This is a genomic window from Noviherbaspirillum sp. (assembly GCF_035254685.1).
Classification (GTDB): domain Bacteria; phylum Pseudomonadota; class Gammaproteobacteria; order Burkholderiales; family Burkholderiaceae_D; genus Noviherbaspirillum.
On sequence record NZ_DATFAI010000025.1, the window covers coordinates 33,401 to 50,133 of the forward strand.

General features: G+C 62.3%; 16 protein-coding genes. 9 read left to right on the forward strand and 7 right to left on the reverse strand.

The features are described 5' to 3' along the window. The first annotated feature begins 22 nt into the window (after positions 1-22). Positions 23-349, forward strand: coding sequence for a hypothetical protein (locus tag VJ698_RS11985; RefSeq protein ID WP_324102993.1), 327 nt, complete (start codon positions 23-25; stop codon positions 347-349). Here VJ698_RS11985 and VJ698_RS11990 read toward each other — a convergent pair whose 3' ends face one another. Further along, on the reverse strand, positions 350-1,555 hold the full coding sequence (locus VJ698_RS11990; protein ID WP_324102994.1) for a CHRD domain-containing protein: 1,206 nt from the start codon (positions 1,553-1,555) through the stop codon (positions 350-352). It lies immediately after the preceding gene. A 200-nt stretch (positions 1,556-1,755) separates the two neighbouring features. Between VJ698_RS11990 and VJ698_RS11995 the strand changes: the two genes are divergently transcribed. The 3 genes from VJ698_RS11995 to VJ698_RS12005 all read left to right on the forward strand — a co-directional run bounded on the left by VJ698_RS11995 (position 1,756) and on the right by VJ698_RS12005 (position 5,216). Then, entirely contained in the window at positions 1,756-2,949 is a 1,194-nt protein-coding gene (locus VJ698_RS11995; protein WP_324102995.1) for a YbfB/YjiJ family MFS transporter, read from the forward strand. 184 nt (positions 2,950-3,133) lie between these two features. Beyond that, positions 3,134-3,496 (forward strand): hypothetical protein, encoded by a 363-nt coding sequence (locus tag VJ698_RS12000; RefSeq protein ID WP_324102996.1) that lies wholly within the window; start codon positions 3,134-3,136, stop codon positions 3,494-3,496. Positions 3,497-3,983: 487 nt separating this feature from the next. Then, positions 3,984-5,216 (forward strand): malic enzyme-like NAD(P)-binding protein, encoded by a 1,233-nt coding sequence (locus VJ698_RS12005; protein ID WP_414691150.1) that lies wholly within the window; start codon positions 3,984-3,986, stop codon positions 5,214-5,216. Here VJ698_RS12005 and VJ698_RS12010 read toward each other — a convergent pair. Together VJ698_RS12010 and VJ698_RS12015 are read right to left on the reverse strand one after the other, a co-directional pair. Further along, positions 5,213-6,361, reverse strand: coding sequence for a GGDEF domain-containing protein (locus tag VJ698_RS12010; RefSeq protein ID WP_324102997.1), 1,149 nt, complete (start codon positions 6,359-6,361; stop codon positions 5,213-5,215). The genes VJ698_RS12005 and VJ698_RS12010 overlap by 4 nt on opposite strands. A 103-nt stretch (positions 6,362-6,464) precedes the next feature. Continuing rightward, positions 6,465-7,085 (reverse strand): class I SAM-dependent methyltransferase, encoded by a 621-nt coding sequence (locus VJ698_RS12015; RefSeq protein ID WP_324102998.1) that lies wholly within the window; start codon positions 7,083-7,085, stop codon positions 6,465-6,467. A 255-nt stretch (positions 7,086-7,340) separates the two neighbouring features. Between VJ698_RS12015 and VJ698_RS12020 the strand changes: the two genes are divergently transcribed. The 3 genes from VJ698_RS12020 to folE all read left to right on the forward strand — a co-directional run bounded on the left by VJ698_RS12020 (position 7,341) and on the right by folE (position 9,277). Continuing rightward, on the forward strand, positions 7,341-7,748 hold the full coding sequence (locus tag VJ698_RS12020; RefSeq protein WP_324102999.1) for a hypothetical protein: 408 nt from the start codon (positions 7,341-7,343) through the stop codon (positions 7,746-7,748). A gap of 74 nt (positions 7,749-7,822) precedes the next feature. Beyond that, positions 7,823-8,530: an RNA polymerase sigma factor gene (locus VJ698_RS12025; RefSeq protein WP_324103000.1), complete on the forward strand. Its 708-nt coding sequence runs from the start codon at positions 7,823-7,825 to the stop codon at positions 8,528-8,530. Positions 8,531-8,707: 177 nt separating this feature from the next. Then, entirely contained in the window at positions 8,708-9,277 is a 570-nt protein-coding gene (gene folE, locus VJ698_RS12030) for a GTP cyclohydrolase I FolE (RefSeq protein ID WP_324103001.1), read from the forward strand. A 91-nt stretch (positions 9,278-9,368) separates the two neighbouring features. Here the strand turns inward: folE and VJ698_RS12035 are convergent, their stop codons facing one another. The 4 genes from VJ698_RS12035 to VJ698_RS12050 form a co-directional block, all read right to left on the reverse strand. Continuing rightward, entirely contained in the window at positions 9,369-9,839 is a 471-nt protein-coding gene (locus VJ698_RS12035) for a hypothetical protein (RefSeq protein WP_324103002.1), read from the reverse strand. 1 nt (position 9,840) lies between these two features. After that, on the reverse strand, positions 9,841-10,743 hold the full coding sequence (locus VJ698_RS12040) for a DUF6160 family protein (protein ID WP_324103003.1): 903 nt from the start codon (positions 10,741-10,743) through the stop codon (positions 9,841-9,843). A 12-nt stretch (positions 10,744-10,755) separates the two neighbouring features. Further along, the gene (locus tag VJ698_RS12045) at positions 10,756-11,436 is read right to left on the reverse strand and encodes a hypothetical protein (RefSeq protein WP_324103004.1); all 681 of its coding nucleotides are present in this window, start codon (positions 11,434-11,436) and stop codon (positions 10,756-10,758) included. Positions 11,437-11,730: 294 nt separating this feature from the next. Continuing rightward, positions 11,731-12,231: a DUF6160 family protein gene (locus tag VJ698_RS12050; RefSeq protein ID WP_324103005.1), complete on the reverse strand. Its 501-nt coding sequence runs from the start codon at positions 12,229-12,231 to the stop codon at positions 11,731-11,733. 549 nt (positions 12,232-12,780) lie between these two features. Between VJ698_RS12050 and VJ698_RS12055 the strand changes: the two genes are divergently transcribed. Together VJ698_RS12055 and VJ698_RS12060 are read left to right on the forward strand one after the other, a co-directional pair. Beyond that, complete coding sequence (locus VJ698_RS12055; protein ID WP_324103006.1) at positions 12,781-15,585, forward strand: LuxR C-terminal-related transcriptional regulator; 2,805 nt, start codon at positions 12,781-12,783, stop codon at positions 15,583-15,585. Positions 15,586-15,960: 375 nt separating this feature from the next. Further along, positions 15,961-16,725 carry a C39 family peptidase gene (locus VJ698_RS12060; protein WP_324103007.1) on the forward strand — a complete coding sequence of 255 codons (765 nt, stop codon included), beginning with the start codon at positions 15,961-15,963 and terminating at the stop codon, positions 16,723-16,725. Positions 16,726-16,733: the final 8 nt, after the last annotated feature.

The window sequence follows — 16,733 nt, forward strand, 5'->3', positions numbered from 1 at the left end:
GACGCCTTAGCAGCCGAAGAACATGGCACGCCGCTACCACTACCACGTGTACGTGGTCGAGCTTTCACGCGACGTGCTGTACGAGGCGCGCTTCAGGAAATCCAATCCCGATTATGTCGAGGGCAAGCCCTGCGTGTACGTGGGCATGACAGGCCTTGACCCCGATATCCGTTTCGACAAACACAAGGCCGGCATCCAAGCCAACCGTTTCGTGCAGGAGTTCGGACTGCGCCTGCTGCCCGAACTCTATGAGATGTACAACCCGATGCCCTACCAGGGCGCGCGCGAGATGGAAGTCGAGCTTGCGATCGGCCTGCGTGAAGCCGGTTATGGCGTGTGGCAGGCGTAGTCAGAAGCCCATAATGCCCGCACTGCCGCCGGCGCTTGTTCCTGTTCCTGTTCCTGTCCCACTTGTCCCGGTCATCGCTCCCGGAATGCTGATGGTGCCGGTGGTGCTGCCGGTCGGGCCGAAGTCCGAAGGCGTCGTGGATGTGCTGCCGGATGCGTTGTTCGTTCCGATATTGAGCGGGTTGGAGAGCTTGCTGAAATCACTGTTGGCCGCCTGATTCAGCGCCGCGAGGGACTGCTGCTGCGGCAGGATCTGGCCGCGAATTTCACCGTTCGGGAAAGCAACGCTGCGCACATCGAAGTAGAGGTTGCCTGCACGTAGCGCATCGTATTGTGCCGCGGTAAGCGTGGTGCGTGCCAGCCACACGTTGCTGCCGGGCCCGGATGACACCAGCGGCACAATGACCGGCCCGGCGACACCGGGCGCTTCCTGCAGGAGATTGGCCGAGGTGCCGGCGATGCCGGTTGTGCTCACCGCGGCAACCATCTGCCGGGTGTTTGGATCGATCACGATGCTTCCCGAGCCTTGCGCGGTGCTTGGATTCGCCGGCACTTCCTGTGAGCCACGCAGCGCGGCGAGGAAACTGGTGATCGACGGAATCGCTCCCGGAACACTGGCGGTGCCGGTCGAAGTGCTGCCTGATGTGCTGCCTGTATTGACGCTGGCCGACCTGTTCGCGTTGGGATCTTCCGTCAGGATCTGGCCACGGATTTCGCCGTTCAGAAATGCCGCGCTGCGCACGTTGAAGTAATAGTTGCCCGACCGCAGGACGTTGGCCTGATCTTTCGTCAGCGTCGCACGGGTGGCCCAGATGCCGCTGCCGGCAATGCTTTCGGCGAGTGGAAACACGAGCGGCCCGGCGGTCCCGGGCGATCCCTGGCTGATTTCCGCTGAAGTGCCGGTCATGCCGGTCGTGGTCACGATGGCTGACATCTCGCGCGTGGTCGCGTTCAGCACGATGGTGCCGGCGCCCTGTGCCGCGCTGCCAGTCGGCGGCGCCTCCTGCGGTCCGCTCAGCGTCGCGGCAAAGGCGTTGACCAGTTCGCGTTCGGCGGCTTGCAGCGAGGTGGAACTTGTCGTGGTATTCGTGGTGACACCGGCGCTGCCGCCACCGCCGCCACAGGAAGCCAGGATGAGCGCCGCGATGAGCCCTGTCAGGGCAGCGGGCCAGGCAGGAACGGGGCTTCTTGTGCCGGGAGATTCCATCACATTGCCTCCTGCAAGTGCGCCGAAGCACGCCCTGTGCATGCCATGCAGCATGTCCGTGCGTGGACAGGGACCAGATATGTCTGAGAGTTGTTCGTGCACCCGGAGTTCAGGAGGAGATGCAGGTAACTGCGGGTGCGCAACAAGCGGGCATTCACTGCTTCTCCGCACGCATCGGGCATCCAAGGTAGACTGTCGCGATGCCGAATGAAAAAGATACGCTGCTCGACAGGCCCGTTGCCGGCCTGATTTCTCCGCCGTTTGCAAAGGCATTCGCAGGGCTTGCCGCCCTCGCGGTGGCCATGGGTATCGGGCGGTTCGCATTCACTCCGATTCTGCCGATGATGCTGCAGGACGCCGGCCTCTCGATTACCGAAGGCGGATGGCTGGCTTCGGCGAATTACGTCGGATACCTGCTCGGTGCGCTGAGCGCCATGGCCGTTCGCATCCGCCCGGAACATGCGATCCGCGCAGGCTTGCTGTCCATCGGCCTGCTGACCCTCGCGATGGGCTGGCGGCTTCCACTTGCCGCATGGATGCTGCTGCGGCTGCTGGCGGGCATGGCAAGCGCATGGGTGCTGATTTCGGTGTCGGCATGGTGCATGGAAACGCTGGCCGTCTATCAACGCCCCTTTCTGAACAGCCTCGTGTTCGCAGGCGTTGGCACCGGCATCGCCAGCGCCGGCTTGCTGTGCATCGCGCTGATCCATGCCGCAGCCCATTCCGGCCGTGCCTGGGTCTTGCTCGGCCTGCTTTCCCTGCTCGTCTCGGCAGCAACCTGGCGCTTCTTCCGGCCGCATGATGGGCATGCCGCAAGTGCCAGGCCTACGCATTCACGCTATCGCTGGAACGCCGATGCAATCCGCCTGGTGTGCTGCTACGGCATTTTCGGATTCGGCTACATCATCCCGGCGACCTTCCTGCCGGTGATGGCGAAGAGCGCCTTGCACGGATCCCCGCTGTTCGCATGGTCCTGGCCGGTGTTCGGGCTGGCGGCGGCGTTGTCGACTCTCGCGGTGTCGCGACTGGCGCGACGCTCCGGCAATCGGCGCGTGTGGATGGCGAGCCATGTCGTGATGGCGGCAGGTATTGTGCTGCCCGCGTTGTGGCCGGGCCTTGCGACGATCCTTGCCGCGGCCCTGTGCGTGGGCGGCACGTTCATGATCATCACGCTGGTGGCGCTGCAGGAGGCCAAGCGCATCGCGGGACGGGATGCCACCGTCCTGCTGGCTGCCATGACATCGGCATTCGCCGCAGGGCAGATCATCGGTCCATTGACGGTTTCAGCCGGCTCCGGCGGCAGCAGCGATTTCGCGCCGGCGCTGTTGTTCGCAGCCATCCTGCTCGCGGCCGGCACGCTGCTTCTCGCGAAGAAAGGCGACGGCACAGCGTGATCGATCTCGTCACCCGGTTAACGCTCATCAGAATACGAATTGTTGTCGAATGGTCACGATAAAGCCGGCGTGAGCGAGCGACCGGGATGCCAGGCAATTGATGGAGCAGCCGTTTAGTGGCATATTGCTCTAGAGCAGCTTATTGCTTGCGAAAGTTGCAGGAGACAAGGGAAAAGGGGAGCAGATGCTATTTCTCAAGAGTACGTCGTTGCCGGTTGCACCCGGTGTGTATGTGGTGGACGTGGCTGCCAAGCCGCCAGGAAAAACCTACATGATCTATGCCGCGCTGGATGCCGGCGACCCGCCCGCCGAATTCATCAAGGCCATGGAGGGGATGGGATTCAGGCAGGTGTTCTCCAAGCCTTACACGCACCACGACGGAAAGAAGATCATCGACCTGCATTTCCAGAAACCCGGTACGGACATCTTTGAAGGATGGACCAATGACGAGCGCGAGGCCAACCTGAAAAGGATGGAGGAAGTGCTCGCCGGTTTCGGTATCACCGTCCAGCCACGCGTGATGTCCCTCGCCGAAGCTTTCCACTGACGATGCTGTTGCATGGCTATCACATAAAAAATGCCATGCGGACTGTAATGTGCTAGGCTATACGTCCTCGCGGCAGCGCCCTTGTCCATGACGGGCGGTGCCGCAGGAAATGCTGTTTGCCTCTCCTCCCTTATCAACGGGAGAGACCAGGCAGTGCCGCAACGTACATTGCGGCATGACGCCTGTCCACGGAACGCCAAAGACTACCCGCCTTTGTGCACACCGCAAACGATGGCAAGAACGTTTGCACGAGAGATCCCCTGTGTTGTGTCACCGCTTCGCCGCTGCGCGAGCGGATGTTCTTTGCCATCCAGAGTACCGGCCAGGAATGTGCCCGCATCATCATGAAACCCGGTCCGCGCGACGCGGATGGTGATGCATTCGCATTCACGGAAGCTGTTCGAATGCCGCCACGCAGCGCGCGGCCGGACGTGCGCCGACCCGGCCAGCAGAAAACCGACGATCAACATCTACCTATAACGACAATATGAACACGCTGGACAAACAAGCTCTTGAATATCATTCCGCGGGCCGGCACGGCAAGCTCGCGATCCAGGTCACCAAACCGGTCGGCACCCAGGCTGACCTGGCGCTGGCCTATTCACCAGGCGTCGCTGCGCCCTGCATCGAAATCAACAAGGATCCGGCCAAGGCCTATGAATACACCGCCAAGGGCAACCTGGTGGGTGTCATCAGCAACGGCACTGCGGTGCTCGGCCTGGGCGACATCGGCCCCCTGGCCGGCAAGCCCGTCATGGAAGGCAAGGCGGTGCTGTTCAAGAAGTTTGCAGGCATCGATTCCTTCGACATCGAGGTCGATGAGACCGACCCGGACAAGCTGGTCGACATCGTCGCAGCCCTGCATCCGACCTTCGGCGGCATCAACCTCGAAGACATCAAGGCACCGGAGTGCTTTTACATCGAGCGCCGGCTGCGCGAACGCCTCTCGATCCCGGTTTTTCATGATGACCAGCACGGTACGGCGATTGTGGTCGGCGCCGGCTTCCTGAATGCGGTGCAACTGACCGGACGCGAGATCTCGAAAGTGAAGGTGGTGTGTTCCGGTGCGGGTGCGGCGGCGATGGCCTGCCTCGACATGCTGCTTGATCTTGGCGTGCAACGCGAAAACGTCTATGTCTGCGACAGCCGTGGCGTGATCACGACTGCTCGTGAGCTGACGGTGGAAAAGCGTGCCTGGGCACAGGACACGACGGCGAAAACGCTTTCTGACGTGATCGGCATGGCCGATGTCTTCCTCGGCCTGTCCGGTTCTGGCCTGCTCAGTCCGGATGATGTGCGGAAGATGGCCGCGCAGCCGATCGTCTTCACGCTCGCCAATCCCGAGCCGGAGCTGCGGCCGGAACTGGTGCGCGAAGCAGCGCCCGACGCGATCATTGCCACCGGCCGTTCCGACTTTCCGAACCAGATCAACAACGCGCTCTGCTTCCCTTATCTGTTCCGCGCCGCGCTCGACTCGGCCGCGACGACGATCAACCAGGAAATGAAGCGCGCCTGCGTGCTGGCACTGGCGGCCATGGCGCGCAGCGACGAACAGTTCGGCAAGGAATACATCGTCCCGACCCTGCTCGACAAGCGCCTGCTGACGGGCGTCACGCCGCTGATTGCGGCAGCCGCCTTCGAGAGCGGCGTGGCCCGCAGGCAGCTCGACGCACAGGCGTACCGCGTACAGCTGGAAGCACTGGCGCAGACGCTGATCTAGGCGGAAACGACCCGGTCGCGCCCACCCTGCTTGGCGCGGTACATGCGCTGGTCGGCGAGCTCGACCAGCGCTTTCCATTCGGCACTCCCGTCGGCCATGCGTTCGGCAACGCCGATGCTGGCCGTGATGGGTGTGTGGTCCGGGCGCATGCCGAAGCCGATTCCACGCAGGCGGGCCAGCGCCGCTTCGGCCTGCGGCAGGTCGGTATTCGGCATGATCACCAGGAACTCTTCACCGCCCCAACGGGCCAGCGTGTCGCCGGCGCGCAAGTTGGCACCCACGATGTCCGTCATCGTCATCAGGACCTGGTCGCCGGCATCATGGCCGAACGTGTCGTTGATGCTCTTGAAGTGGTCGAGGTCGATGAACGCGACAGCCAATGGCGCATTGCCCCGGCTGGCGATATTGAACTGCAGCTCCAGCATCTCCTCGCCGGTCTTGCGCGCGATGACGCCGGTCAGCGGATCGCGGTTTGCCTGCCGCACCAGCGCGATCATGAACGCGAGCTGGCTGATGCCGGCCAGCAGCGACACGCCCGTGATCAGGATCAGCAGCCACAAGGTGGCGGCGAACGACCAGTCGGATGCCGACCAGTGCAGGTAACCGGTAATGCTGTGCGCCAGAAGGATGGGGATCGCGATCGTCAGGTTCTCCGCGATCGTGAGAGGAAAGATCGACAGGCCGGCCAGCAGCACGAAGGGAAGGAAGGCATAACCTGCCCCGATGGCGGCGGGAAAGCCGGCCAGACGGTAGGTCGTCAGCAAGGTGTCCGAGCTGAGGTAGAACATCGCCGGAATGAAGAACAGCAGCGCGAGCGCCCGGTAGGCGTTCGGCAGCCTGCCGCTCGGCGGATAACGGGCCAGCAGGGCAAGCAGTCCGCTTGACACGACAAAGCGCATGACCGCCAGCCTGAGCCACAGCGGAAACGGGAAAACGAGGAAATCGACGGCGCTCCATAACGGGGTCAGCACCGCGAACAGGAATGCAAAGAGGCGCACACGATTGATGATCAGCAGGGCGCGTCTGCGCGTGAGCAGAGGCGTATGTGCGCGCGACAATGCCAGCCACGCCAGTTCGGGTTGATTCAGTTCCCCCGGCATGATGCCGGTAAGGCGATGCCACAGGAGATCGATGATCTGCTTCATTCTTGTCAGGGGTGGCGCGCGGAAACGGGAAAGCTATCCTCCTGTCTCGGGGACTCCGGGCATGTGCGGGGAAGGGCGTCCGCGATGAAGCAGCCTTGGTGGGTCAGGTATTGCGTATCACCACCAATCTGGACAAGCCGAGGAAATTGACTTTCTTCACTGACATGATTTCCCAGTTGTATTTCATGATCTGCTCGTCATAGCAGAAGTCGGAGCGAAAGCCGATCTTGTTGGAGAGAGGGCGCACCATGCGTTCGAGGAACCACCAGAAGCGGCTGCCGCTGAAGTGGTTCAGGATCAGGATCGTGCCGTTCTTGCGGCAGACCCGGCGGATCTCCGCGACCATGCGCTCGGGATGCGGCGTCACCGACAGCACGTAGGGAATCGCCACGCAGTCGAAACAGCCGTCCGGAAAATCCATCGCCTCGGCATTCATCGCGGCCAGGTGGATACTTCGTCCCTTCAGTGCCGCTGCGCGTTCGCGCGCAATATCGAGCATGTCGTCAGAGATGTCGATGCCGACCACGGTCGAGCTGGCCGGGTAACGCGAGAGGGTGAGGCCGGTGCCGACGCCGACCTCGAGTATCGACGACGGCCGCATGGCGGACACGGCCTGGGTGAGGGCGCGCCTTCCGGGTTCGAGGACCGCGCCGAACAGGCGGTCATAGTGAGGGGCGTAGAAACGGTATGCGTTGACGACGTTGTCGACGGAGATCGGGTTCATGGGCCGCTGCATCCGGTTGGTTGTGATTGTCGAATTGGAATGTAAGACCATTGGATAGCAGAAAGTTCACGATAGTTGCACGTGGTTTGCTTGCGGCCAATGCCAGTACACAAATCGATGTCAAACGGCAACACGTGTGGCCGGGCGCGCGGTTCGCTGCGCTCAGCAGAACCCGGTTTGTTATGGGAAACTACGCGGAAATCGCCGCCGGGACGCGGAACGCCGTTTCCCGCCGGCACATTACCGAGGTGGAAGATGCACGACAAGGAAAGTGTCCAGAATGATAACCAGGGCGCGGAGCGGCCATGGATCGATTTGAAAACGACCTATGATGTGGAAGCCTGGATCGACAACTACAACCGGGAGCTGCAGCGCACGATTGAAAAGGCGAACCCGGCCGGCCAGGGCATCTGCTTCCGTCTCGAACACGGCGGCGAGATTTTCATGCACACCACCGCCGACGGCGACATCCTGCTCGATGTGACGCCGGAAGCGGAGTGGGTCGCACCCGTTATCACCGCGGCGACCAACGTGCCGGCCCCGCAGGGCCAGTTCTGGGCCTTGCCCGGTACGACGCTGACGCAGTTCGTGCTTGGCCTGAGCAGCCTGATCGGATCGACCGCGATCGTGCTGCAGCATGATTTCAGGCTCAGGAAGTATTGAGGTCCTGAGCGGGAACGCGGCAAAGATTGCCGTCATCTAATGTCCTGAATTCACTGGAAAACGGGAGGAAGGCCATGCAACAGCCAGCCAGGACGACAATGGACAAGGACATGCCGGATGCAGAGCTCGCGCGCCGTATTGCGGGCGGAGACCAGCAGGCATTCGAGATCCTCATGCGGCGCTACAACCGCGTCTTGTACCGCACCGCGCGCAGCGTGCTGAAGGATGATGCCGAAGCGGAAGACGTGCTGCAGGATGCCTATCTGCTTGCCTATCGGCGCATCGAGCAGTTTCGCGGCGACGCCCGGCTTTCCACCTGGCTGACGCGCATTGTGGTAAACGAAGCGATTGCTCGTTCCCGCAAACGCAGCCGCCGGGCCCAGATCATCAGCCTGGATGGCGACATCGAATGGGATAGCGAGGCGGCAGAGGCGAGCATGAGCGAATCGACACCGGAACAACCTGAACGCGCGGCGTTGCGCGGCGAAGCGCGCCGCCTGCTGGAAAAGAAGATCGACGAGTTGCCGGATGCATTCCGTACCGTCTTCATGCTGCGCGCGCTGGAAGAATTGAGCGTGGAGGAAACCGCTTCCTGCCTCGGCATCCCCGAAGCCACCGTGCGCACGCGCTTTTTCCGCGCGAGAGGCCTGCTGCGCGAATCGCTTTCACGCGAAATCGATTTCGCTTTCGAAGAGGCGTTCTCCTTCGACGGCGCGCGCTGCGACCGCATCGTCAACGGTGTGCTGGCGCGGCTCGGGGATGCGCCGCGCGACGACGCGTGACACGCCATGACGCTGCGCTGGGGAGTGACGCGGCGAGTGCTATCATCTGCGCATCAGCAGTGGCAATGCGAGCTGTTCCAGCCACTGCCGCAGCGGCAGCGCTCCACTTGGGTCAAGGTGAGCCAAAGTACTGCGCCCGCCGCCTGCAATACACAACAGACACAAAGGGAACCCGACATGGATGAAGACAATTTTTCCGAAAGCGACTGGCGCCGCCTGTTGCGTCACCTCGGCGAAGACCCGAGCCGCCAGGGACTGCGCGACACGCCCAAGCGCGTCGACAAGGCATGGCGGGACTGGACTTCCGGCTACGACAAGGACCCGGCCGAGATCCTGAAGGTGTTTGAAGACGGCGCCGAACAGTACAACGAACTCATCGTCGTGCGCGGCATTCCCGTCTACAGCCACTGCGAGCATCATCTCGCGCCGTTCTTCGGCACGGCGACGGTCGGATACACGCCGAACGGGAGGATCGTCGGGCTCTCCAAACTGACGCGCCTGGTGGAATGCTTCTCCAAGCGCCTGCAGGTGCAGGAGCGGCTGACGATACAGATCGCGGAAGCGCTGATGACGCATGTGCAGCCGCTGTCGGTGGGCGTGGTGATCCGCTGCCGCCACATGTGTATGGAGAGCCGCGGCATCCAGACGCCGGGCGAGGAAACGGTGACGTCGGCGCTGCTGGGCGAGATGCGCACCAACCTTGGCCTGCGGACCGAATTCCTTTCTCTGGCGAGGGAAAAGGACTGAGGGACTGAGCGGCGGCGGAGGTATTCCTCTCCGCGATCATGCAGGGCGCGCCACGGCGCGCCCTTTCTCATTCACGCATTCATCCGCGCGTTCACTTCGCCCACATCCGCAATTCCCCCTGCATGGACAGCGTGCCGTTGATACTGGCGCTGCCGAGATTGCCGCTGACCGGCGCCAGCGGATTGGTCTGCACGCTGAGTGAGTCATAGCCGAAGTTCGTGTATTTCACGGTGCCGGGCAAACCGATCGCCAGGTAATCCCCGCCGCCGTCAGGCCGCGGATGGGCGCTGACGTTGACCATTCCCATGTCGACCACGCCGTGCAGGTTCTTGACGACGACGTAGTTGGTCTGGCCGTCGACCGTGAAGCCCATGGAAATGCGGCTGTCGGTGGACGGGTTGGGCAGGGTCGGATCGTTGAGCGAGAGATGGATCGCAAAGCCGACGCCGTCGGCGCCGCTGACTTGCGACAGCGCGGCATCGTCGAGCGGCACCGGCGCCTGGGCGAAAGCCATGCCTGCGCAGCCGAGGACGGCCAATGCGGCGAGCAACGTCTTTCTCATCTCAGGGCCTCATCTTGATATCAAGGTACTGGATCTGCATCGAACCGATGCGGCTGGAGCCGAGATCCAAGTTCCCGGTGACGTCGCTGCGGAAGGAGACGTTGTCAACCTTCAGCCCGCCCAGCGCAGCGCCGCTCGCATCAGGCCAGTCGATGCCGATATGCAGTCGCGGATTGCCGTCGGTATCGGTGACCGCGTTGAAGACGCCGGGCTGTGTCGCGGCATCGGCGATGCGCCACGGCGTGTTCAGGAAGTTGCCGTTGCTGTCCACCGCGCCGATATGCACGCCACGGATATTCATCTGCTCCGCAACGGTGGATGGCTCGGCCTGGGTGATGTCGCCGCGTCCGCGCGGGCGCAGCAGGACGTTGCCAATGTCGGTGCGCAGCGACATGCCGAAGGCGATGCCGTCGCTGCTGCGCGGCGTGGTCCATTGCATGCCGCCGCCGTAGAACACCGCATCCTTGAATACCATGGCGCCGCCGTCGAAGGCGATGCCGCCGGCATTCACGCCCCAGTCGAATGCGGCCTGCCAGACCTTCGCGCCATTGGCATTGAGCGGATTCATGAAGTTGATGACGTCGGCGAGGCCGGAAGCCCCTTTCACCACTTCCACGTGATACGGATCGCCGAACGGGCTGGCCGTATCGTCGGAGCGCAACAGGTAAGGATTGGCGATATAGGCGCTGGCCGTCGAGGGCGCCGGTGCGAAGTAGGTATAGCGCGCATCGCCCGAGAGCGCGAAGTTGGACAGGTCGAAATTCAGCCCGTCGCGGCCGGTGACGGACGACAGCGTCGCGTCGTTGAGCGGCTGCAGCGCATATGCGCCTGCGCCCGCGGTCGCGCAGCACAGCGCGAGCACTCCACGAGTGATCGTTCGAGCGGAAAAGGGTTTGGCTGCCATATCGGATGCACCTCAGTGCGGATACGGCAGGTTGGGAGGTGGCGTGCCGGTGGTGTTGATGGCGGCGAGGCGGTCGCGCCAGTTCATCCAGAACCCGGCCTGCGCCTGTTGCGGCGCTGCAAGGCCGGCGGGCGGCTGGAATTGCACGGCGGTCTTGAGCACTGACATCCAGAAATCGCGGCTTGCGCCGTTGACGTCGCCGGCGCGTACGCCACCGAGTTGTGCCAGCGTGAGACAGGGCGCGGCGCAGCTGCCGTCCCAGCGCTTGCCGCCGCCCGGATCGGTATTCGAGTCGAGCATGCCGGCTGTGCCGCCGTCGACCAGCATCGAGCCGCTCAGCGTGTTCAGCGTGAGCCCGAGATCGCCCTTGATGCCGTCGAAGCCGAAGCGGATGCCGACGACTTCGCGCTGGGCGACATTGGCCGCGTTGCGATAGATGAATTCGAGATACGGATTGGTGATCTGCACCAGGCGCTGGTCATAGGTGCCATCGCTGCGGCCGAATTGCAGCAGCGGCATGTCGATGTCGGCGCCAGTGCCGTTGCGCGCGGCGTAGTTGTATTCGCCCAGGCGAATGTTGCGGAAGTTGGCGTTCAGCGTGACGTCCGCACCCAGCGTGATGCGGGTGAAATCGAAGCCGCCGAAACTGCTGTTGTCGAGCAGCAGAAGCCCCTGTGCGTGCGTCGAGGACATTTCCTGATCCGACATGGCATGCATTTGCGCCGATGCGGACCCGGCGCAGAGCAGCGTGCTGACGGCTGCGCTCAACAAAACAGGACGAAAACGATTCACGCTCATGGTTTCGAAGGCGACGGTGGGCAGGTGGCGGACGGGTCAGTCACGCCGGGCGGTTTGCCGGATGAGTGCTTTCCGCCGACCCTTTAGCCAACCTTCGGGGCCGACGGAAAGCACTGCCTGGAATGCCCCCGGCGCGAGGCCGGGGGAGGGCGCTGAATCAGGCCGGTCGCTGTTGCCAGCGGCGGCTGATTAGTGTGCCCACATGTACACGTTGGTGCCGCGGATGTCGATGCCGTTCATGGCGAACTTGCCGAACGACGTGCCGGCCAGGCTGCCGCCCATGGTGACGGAATCAACCGACACGCTCAGCAGCTTGGTTGCATCGATGCCGATCGAAGCCGGCAGGGAGATGCGAACCACGTCGCCACCGCCGTAGAAGCTGGTCGGAGCGGTGATGCCGTTCGGGACAACGAATTCGGTCGCGAACGTGGTCTGGTTGATCACGTCGATCGCTGCAGCGATCACGCCCTTGGCCTGGATGTTGTTGAAGCTGACGGACGCGTTTTCAGTCGTGTTGGTATAGACGAAGGAACCGATCTTCAGGTTCAGGTCTGCAGCGATGGACACACCGTCCTGGCCGGAAACCTGGCTCAGGCTTTCATCCTGCATCGGGGTCATTGCCGAAGCGGCGACGGCAACAACAGACAGAGCGGCGGCAATGGCAGTCTTCTTGATGAGTTCCAGTTTCATATATAGTCTCCAATTCGATAAAAAAATTTATTCACAAGGTTTTTTTCTTCATATGCCGCGAACGCTGGCTCCCTGTTTCTTGTGGAAACATTCTTGCGCTGCCAGGTCGACGGATTGCGCCGCCGGCCGAACTTTGAAATCCAGCGCCGTACACAGCTCTTAATATTTCAACAATACTAAGAGCCTTCATAGTAGGGCAAGCCGATACCAAAACGGCGGACGGCACCCTTACCGTCGAAGCCAAAACATTGGCCGCGAGAGCCACGCGGAAAAAATTTTTCCCCTTCGACAGAAAACGCAAGCGGCAGGGCGTGGCAAGCCGATTTTTCACACAGCCGCGCATGGTGTGATCCCTATTCCTGTCTAAATGCGTATGCTGCAACGCAAGAAAAAGCACGACCGATCGAGGATTAGAGGAAAGACTCTATGGCCTGAAGGACAATCTTCGGTAATCTCACGTTTTCTTTACATCATCAATCTGCGTTCGCGCGTCCTGCCGCGAGGGCAGCACTGCCGATGTCTTAGCGTCCACATGTTCGGGTGACCTGAATGGCAGCAAGTCCTGATACGCCTTGGGAAAAACCGCCGGTTCCGCGCTCGCCGCCATCCAAGTTCCGTCCGCCGACGGTGGGCGCGCCGTTCGTCGCACGCGATCGCCTGACCGAGCGCATCCGCCAGGCCACCGGCGCAAAACTGGTCCTGGTGCAGGCGCCGGCCGGCTTCGGCACGACTACCTTGCTGCGCGACATTTACGACCTGTTCACCGCCGTCGGTTATGCGATCGTCTGGCTGACGCTCGACACCGGGGACAATGACCTCGACCGCTTCATGAGCTGCCTGAGCCAAGCCTTCGCACAGCTCGGTCACGCGCAGTCTGCGCTGGCGGGCGGGTTGGCCAGGCGCGAGGGCGATGGCTTCGACCTGATGGATGCCATCGTCTCGACGCCCTTGCCATTCATGCTGATCCTCGACGGCTTCGAGCATCTGCAGAATCCCGCCGCGGTCTCGGTCGTGCAACAACTGACTGAACTGCTCGGTCCGCAGCAGAAGCTCGTCATCGGTTCGCGCGAACAGACGATGCTCAGCGTCGGACGCCTGCGGGCCCGCCAGCAGCTCCTCGAAATCGACGCGTCACAATTGCGGTTCACGCAGGAAGAAACGCGCCAGTTCCTGTGCGACAAGCGCGGCCTGCGGCTCGACAGCCAGGATGTCGAACGCTTGCACCAGGTCACCGGCGGCTGGGCGGCCGCGCTGTGGCTGGCCTCCCTCGCGCTGGAAAGCAGCGACGATCCGAAGCGTTTCATCCGGACCTTTTCCGGCTCCAATACGGTCGTCGCTTCTTATCTCGCGGAGGATGTGCTGGCGCAGAAGCCCAGACATCTCCAGGACTTCATCCTGCAGACCAGCATCCTGCAAAAATTCAATGCGGAGAGCTGCAATGCTGTGACGGGCCGCAGCGACAGCAGGGAGATGCTCCAGGAAATCGAGCGCTCCAACATGTTCATTACCGCGCTGGACGAACAGTGCAACTGGTACAGCTACCATCCGCTGTTCGCGGGATTTCTGCATGCCCAGCTGGAGCGGCAGTGTCCGGGCCTCGCGCCCGTGCTGCATCGCCGTGCGGCAAGCTGGTACATGGAACAGGGCAGGGCGACGCATGCGATCGACCACGCCATGGCGTCCGGCGACAAGGAACTCGTGCTGCAGCTGCTCGAACAGCATGCCGAATCCCTGTTCCTCCAGGGGCGGGTGCGCCTGCTGGTGCGCTGGTGCGATGCGCTCGACCGCTCCAGCATGGCAAGGCATCCGAAACTGATGTCGGTCTATGCATGGGCGCTGATCCACATCAATCGCAGCGCCGAGGCATTGACGTTGCTGGAAACCGTGACCAATCCGGACGGCGCTTCACCCTTGCCGCATCCCACCTATCATGTGCTGCGCACCTTCAGTCTCGTCATGATGGACCGCATCCAGGAAACCGCGCCGATGTGGGACGATCCGCACATTCTTGGCAGCGCCGCGCAGGAACCCTTGCTGCGCAGCATGCTGATGATCGGCTGCGCGTATTACTACGCCACCATCGGCCGCTTCCAGGATGCGCGCCTGCTGCTTGATCAGGCGACACAGGAGCAGCCGGCGGTCGGCCCGCTGTTCGGCATCGCGGTGGCAGGCTACGTGCGCAGCATGCTGGACCTGGCGCAAGGCAAACTGCGCGCCGCGATTGCGCGCCTGCTGGCGCTGATCGGTGACGAATCGCAATTGCGCATGCGCGCCGCCAGCGCGCGCTACAGCGCCCTGGTTGGTTTCGGCGGCGACCTGCCCGAGCCGCGGCATGGTGCCGACAGCGGCTTCGCCAGCCTGTACCTCGCTGAAGTGCTGTATGAAATGGATTCGCTGGGCGAAGCGCGGCGCCTGCTCAAGCAATACCTGCCGCTGGTCAAGGACGCCGGCATTCCGGACCAGCTCATCGCAAGTCACCTCATTCACGCACGCATATTGCGCGCCGAAGGTAACGCAACCGACGCGTTGCAGACGCTGCTTGAACTGGAGCATCTTGGCATGGCGCGCATGCTGCCGCGCATCGTTGACATGGCGCGCCTGGAACAAGCACGCCTGGCCATCCTCGACGACAACATGGAATCCGCGCGGGCGCTGCTTGCGCTGGTTGGCAACGCGCCGGCATGGCAGCGGCGCAGCTTGCAGATGATCGCGGACGATATCGAAACGCCGTTCCTTGGCGGCGCGCGCCTGCAGATCCATTCCGGGCAGGCGACCAGCGTGTTGCCGTTGCTTAAGGAACATCTGCAGGATGCCTACGGCCGCGGACGGCTGCGCTATGCCTTGCGCGTCAAGGTCCTGTATGCGCTCGCCCTGTCTCTTTCGGGACAACGCAACCCGGCCTTGCGCGCCATCCGCGAAACCCTGCAGGACGCGATGGCGGAAGGTTTCGTGCGCGTCTTCAAGGACGAGGGGCCGACGCTGCTGGCGCTGGTGCGCGACATGCTGGAAGGCACGAAGGATGTGGCCAATGCAGAGAACCTGGCCTTGCTCGCCTTCGCCGAGAGGATCCTGCGCACTCCGCAGCAAGGCATGCGCTCGCCGCTCGTTCCCCAGCCTGTTGCGGCCGGCGCCCCGGCCAAGGCGCATCTTGCCGCGGAAACCGAACTGACCAGTCGCGAACTGGATGTGCTGATGCTGCTGGCGCAAGGCAATGGCAACCAGATGATCGCGGAAAAACTTTTCGTTTCGGTCACGACCGTGAAAACACATTTGCGCAACATCAACCTCAAGCTCGGCGCGCATAACCGTACCGAAGCTATCTCTCTCGCACGCAAGCTTTGCATCATTTCGTAACCGCGCAGTTCCTCGGCAGTCGCTGATCCTCTTCGCTGACATTTCCTGCGGTCATTTTCCTGGCGTCGCAAAGGCAAGCGATTGCCATGCAAATGGCCGCGAAGTCATGCTTTTGGGCATGCAAAATCATTTCTCGCCAGAATTAATCAAGGTCCACACGGCAATCAAATGAGTACCGCTTGATGCCGCGCAAGAACGTCTCGTCCGATCGGATGAGTTCGCGACAGCAAGTCCCTCGTACATTAATCCCACTTCGCAAGCCTGCCGGGAATCAAAAAATTTTCAAGCCGTGCAGCAGCAGTTGCGGCGAACGCGAGGGACATCGCGACGCCACGCTTTCCACACTCAAGGAGTAGACATGAAGGGGACAGCTACATGTTCATGATCGTGCTTGGCGCCATCGCCTATCTGATCGCAGGTGCCGGCGCGACGTCGCGCTTCGAACCCGCGGACCGTCCGAAGGAGCAGTTCGAGCTGCCGCTCTCTGCCGTTGGTGCCGGCCCGCTTACCGAGTCTGTCAGGCTCGAACCCTTCTCCGAATTGAAGTACCGCCACATCGTGCGCCAGGCGTTCGACTACAGCTGCGGCTCGGCGGCGCTGGTCACCATCCTCAACTATCACCTCGGCCTGAAGGTGAACGAGCAGCAGGCGATGGAAGGCATGCTCGAACGCGGCGAAAAGGAGAAGATCATCGAGCGCCGCGGCTTCTCGCTGCTCGACATGAAACGCTATGTCGCTTCGCTGGGCGTCAACAGTGCCGGCTTTCGCGCCGAAATCAAGGACCTGCGCGAGCTCGACCATCCGGCCATCGTGCCGATCGATTACGCCGGTTCCAAGCACTTTGTCGTCTTGCGCGGCATTCGCGGCGAGCTCGTCTACATCGCCGATCCGTCGGCCGGGAACATCGTGTTCAACGTGGACGAATTCGCGTCGCTGTGGGACCGCAACACACTCTTTATCCTGTATCCCCCCAAGGACCGGCCGCCGGTCGCTCAACTCGCCCTGACCGATCAGGAACTGGGCGTGATCGACACGGACCGCGTACGGGATGTCGCCAGCCTCCAGCCGTTCGGCCCTACCCATATGCTCGAACGTGCTCTCAATTCCGGCATGGGCGGTACCTACCTGCGCAGACAGTAACAGCCAGG

Excerpts from the sequence above, each read along its gene's own strand:
- VJ698_RS12005 (WP_414691150.1), top strand. The coding sequence starts at position 3,984 with ATGAACACGCTGGACAAACAAGCTCTTGAATATCATTCCGCGGGCCGG.
- VJ698_RS12020 (WP_324102999.1), top strand. The coding sequence starts at position 7,341 with ATGCACGACAAGGAAAGTGTCCAGAATGATAACCAGGGCGCGGAGCGG.
- VJ698_RS12000 (WP_324102996.1), top strand. The coding sequence starts at position 3,134 with ATGCTATTTCTCAAGAGTACGTCGTTGCCGGTTGCACCCGGTGTGTAT.
- VJ698_RS11995 (WP_324102995.1), top strand. The coding sequence starts at position 1,756 with ATGCCGAATGAAAAAGATACGCTGCTCGACAGGCCCGTTGCCGGCCTG.
- folE (WP_324103001.1), top strand. The coding sequence starts at position 8,708 with ATGGATGAAGACAATTTTTCCGAAAGCGACTGGCGCCGCCTGTTGCGT.
- VJ698_RS12045 (WP_324103004.1), bottom strand. The coding sequence starts at position 11,436 with ATGTCCTCGACGCACGCACAGGGGCTTCTGCTGCTCGACAACAGCAGT.
- VJ698_RS12010 (WP_324102997.1), bottom strand. The coding sequence starts at position 6,361 with ATGAAGCAGATCATCGATCTCCTGTGGCATCGCCTTACCGGCATCATG.
- VJ698_RS12025 (WP_324103000.1), top strand. The coding sequence starts at position 7,823 with ATGCAACAGCCAGCCAGGACGACAATGGACAAGGACATGCCGGATGCA.
- VJ698_RS11990 (WP_324102994.1), bottom strand. The coding sequence starts at position 1,555 with ATGGAATCTCCCGGCACAAGAAGCCCCGTTCCTGCCTGGCCCGCTGCC.
- VJ698_RS12015 (WP_324102998.1), bottom strand. The coding sequence starts at position 7,085 with ATGAACCCGATCTCCGTCGACAACGTCGTCAACGCATACCGTTTCTAC.
- VJ698_RS11985 (WP_324102993.1), top strand. The coding sequence starts at position 23 with ATGGCACGCCGCTACCACTACCACGTGTACGTGGTCGAGCTTTCACGC.
- VJ698_RS12050 (WP_324103005.1), bottom strand. The coding sequence starts at position 12,231 with ATGAAACTGGAACTCATCAAGAAGACTGCCATTGCCGCCGCTCTGTCT.
- VJ698_RS12035 (WP_324103002.1), bottom strand. The coding sequence starts at position 9,839 with ATGAGAAAGACGTTGCTCGCCGCATTGGCCGTCCTCGGCTGCGCAGGC.
- VJ698_RS12055 (WP_324103006.1), top strand. The coding sequence starts at position 12,781 with ATGGCAGCAAGTCCTGATACGCCTTGGGAAAAACCGCCGGTTCCGCGC.
- VJ698_RS12040 (WP_324103003.1), bottom strand. The coding sequence starts at position 10,743 with ATGGCAGCCAAACCCTTTTCCGCTCGAACGATCACTCGTGGAGTGCTC.
- VJ698_RS12060 (WP_324103007.1), top strand. The coding sequence starts at position 15,961 with ATGTTCATGATCGTGCTTGGCGCCATCGCCTATCTGATCGCAGGTGCC.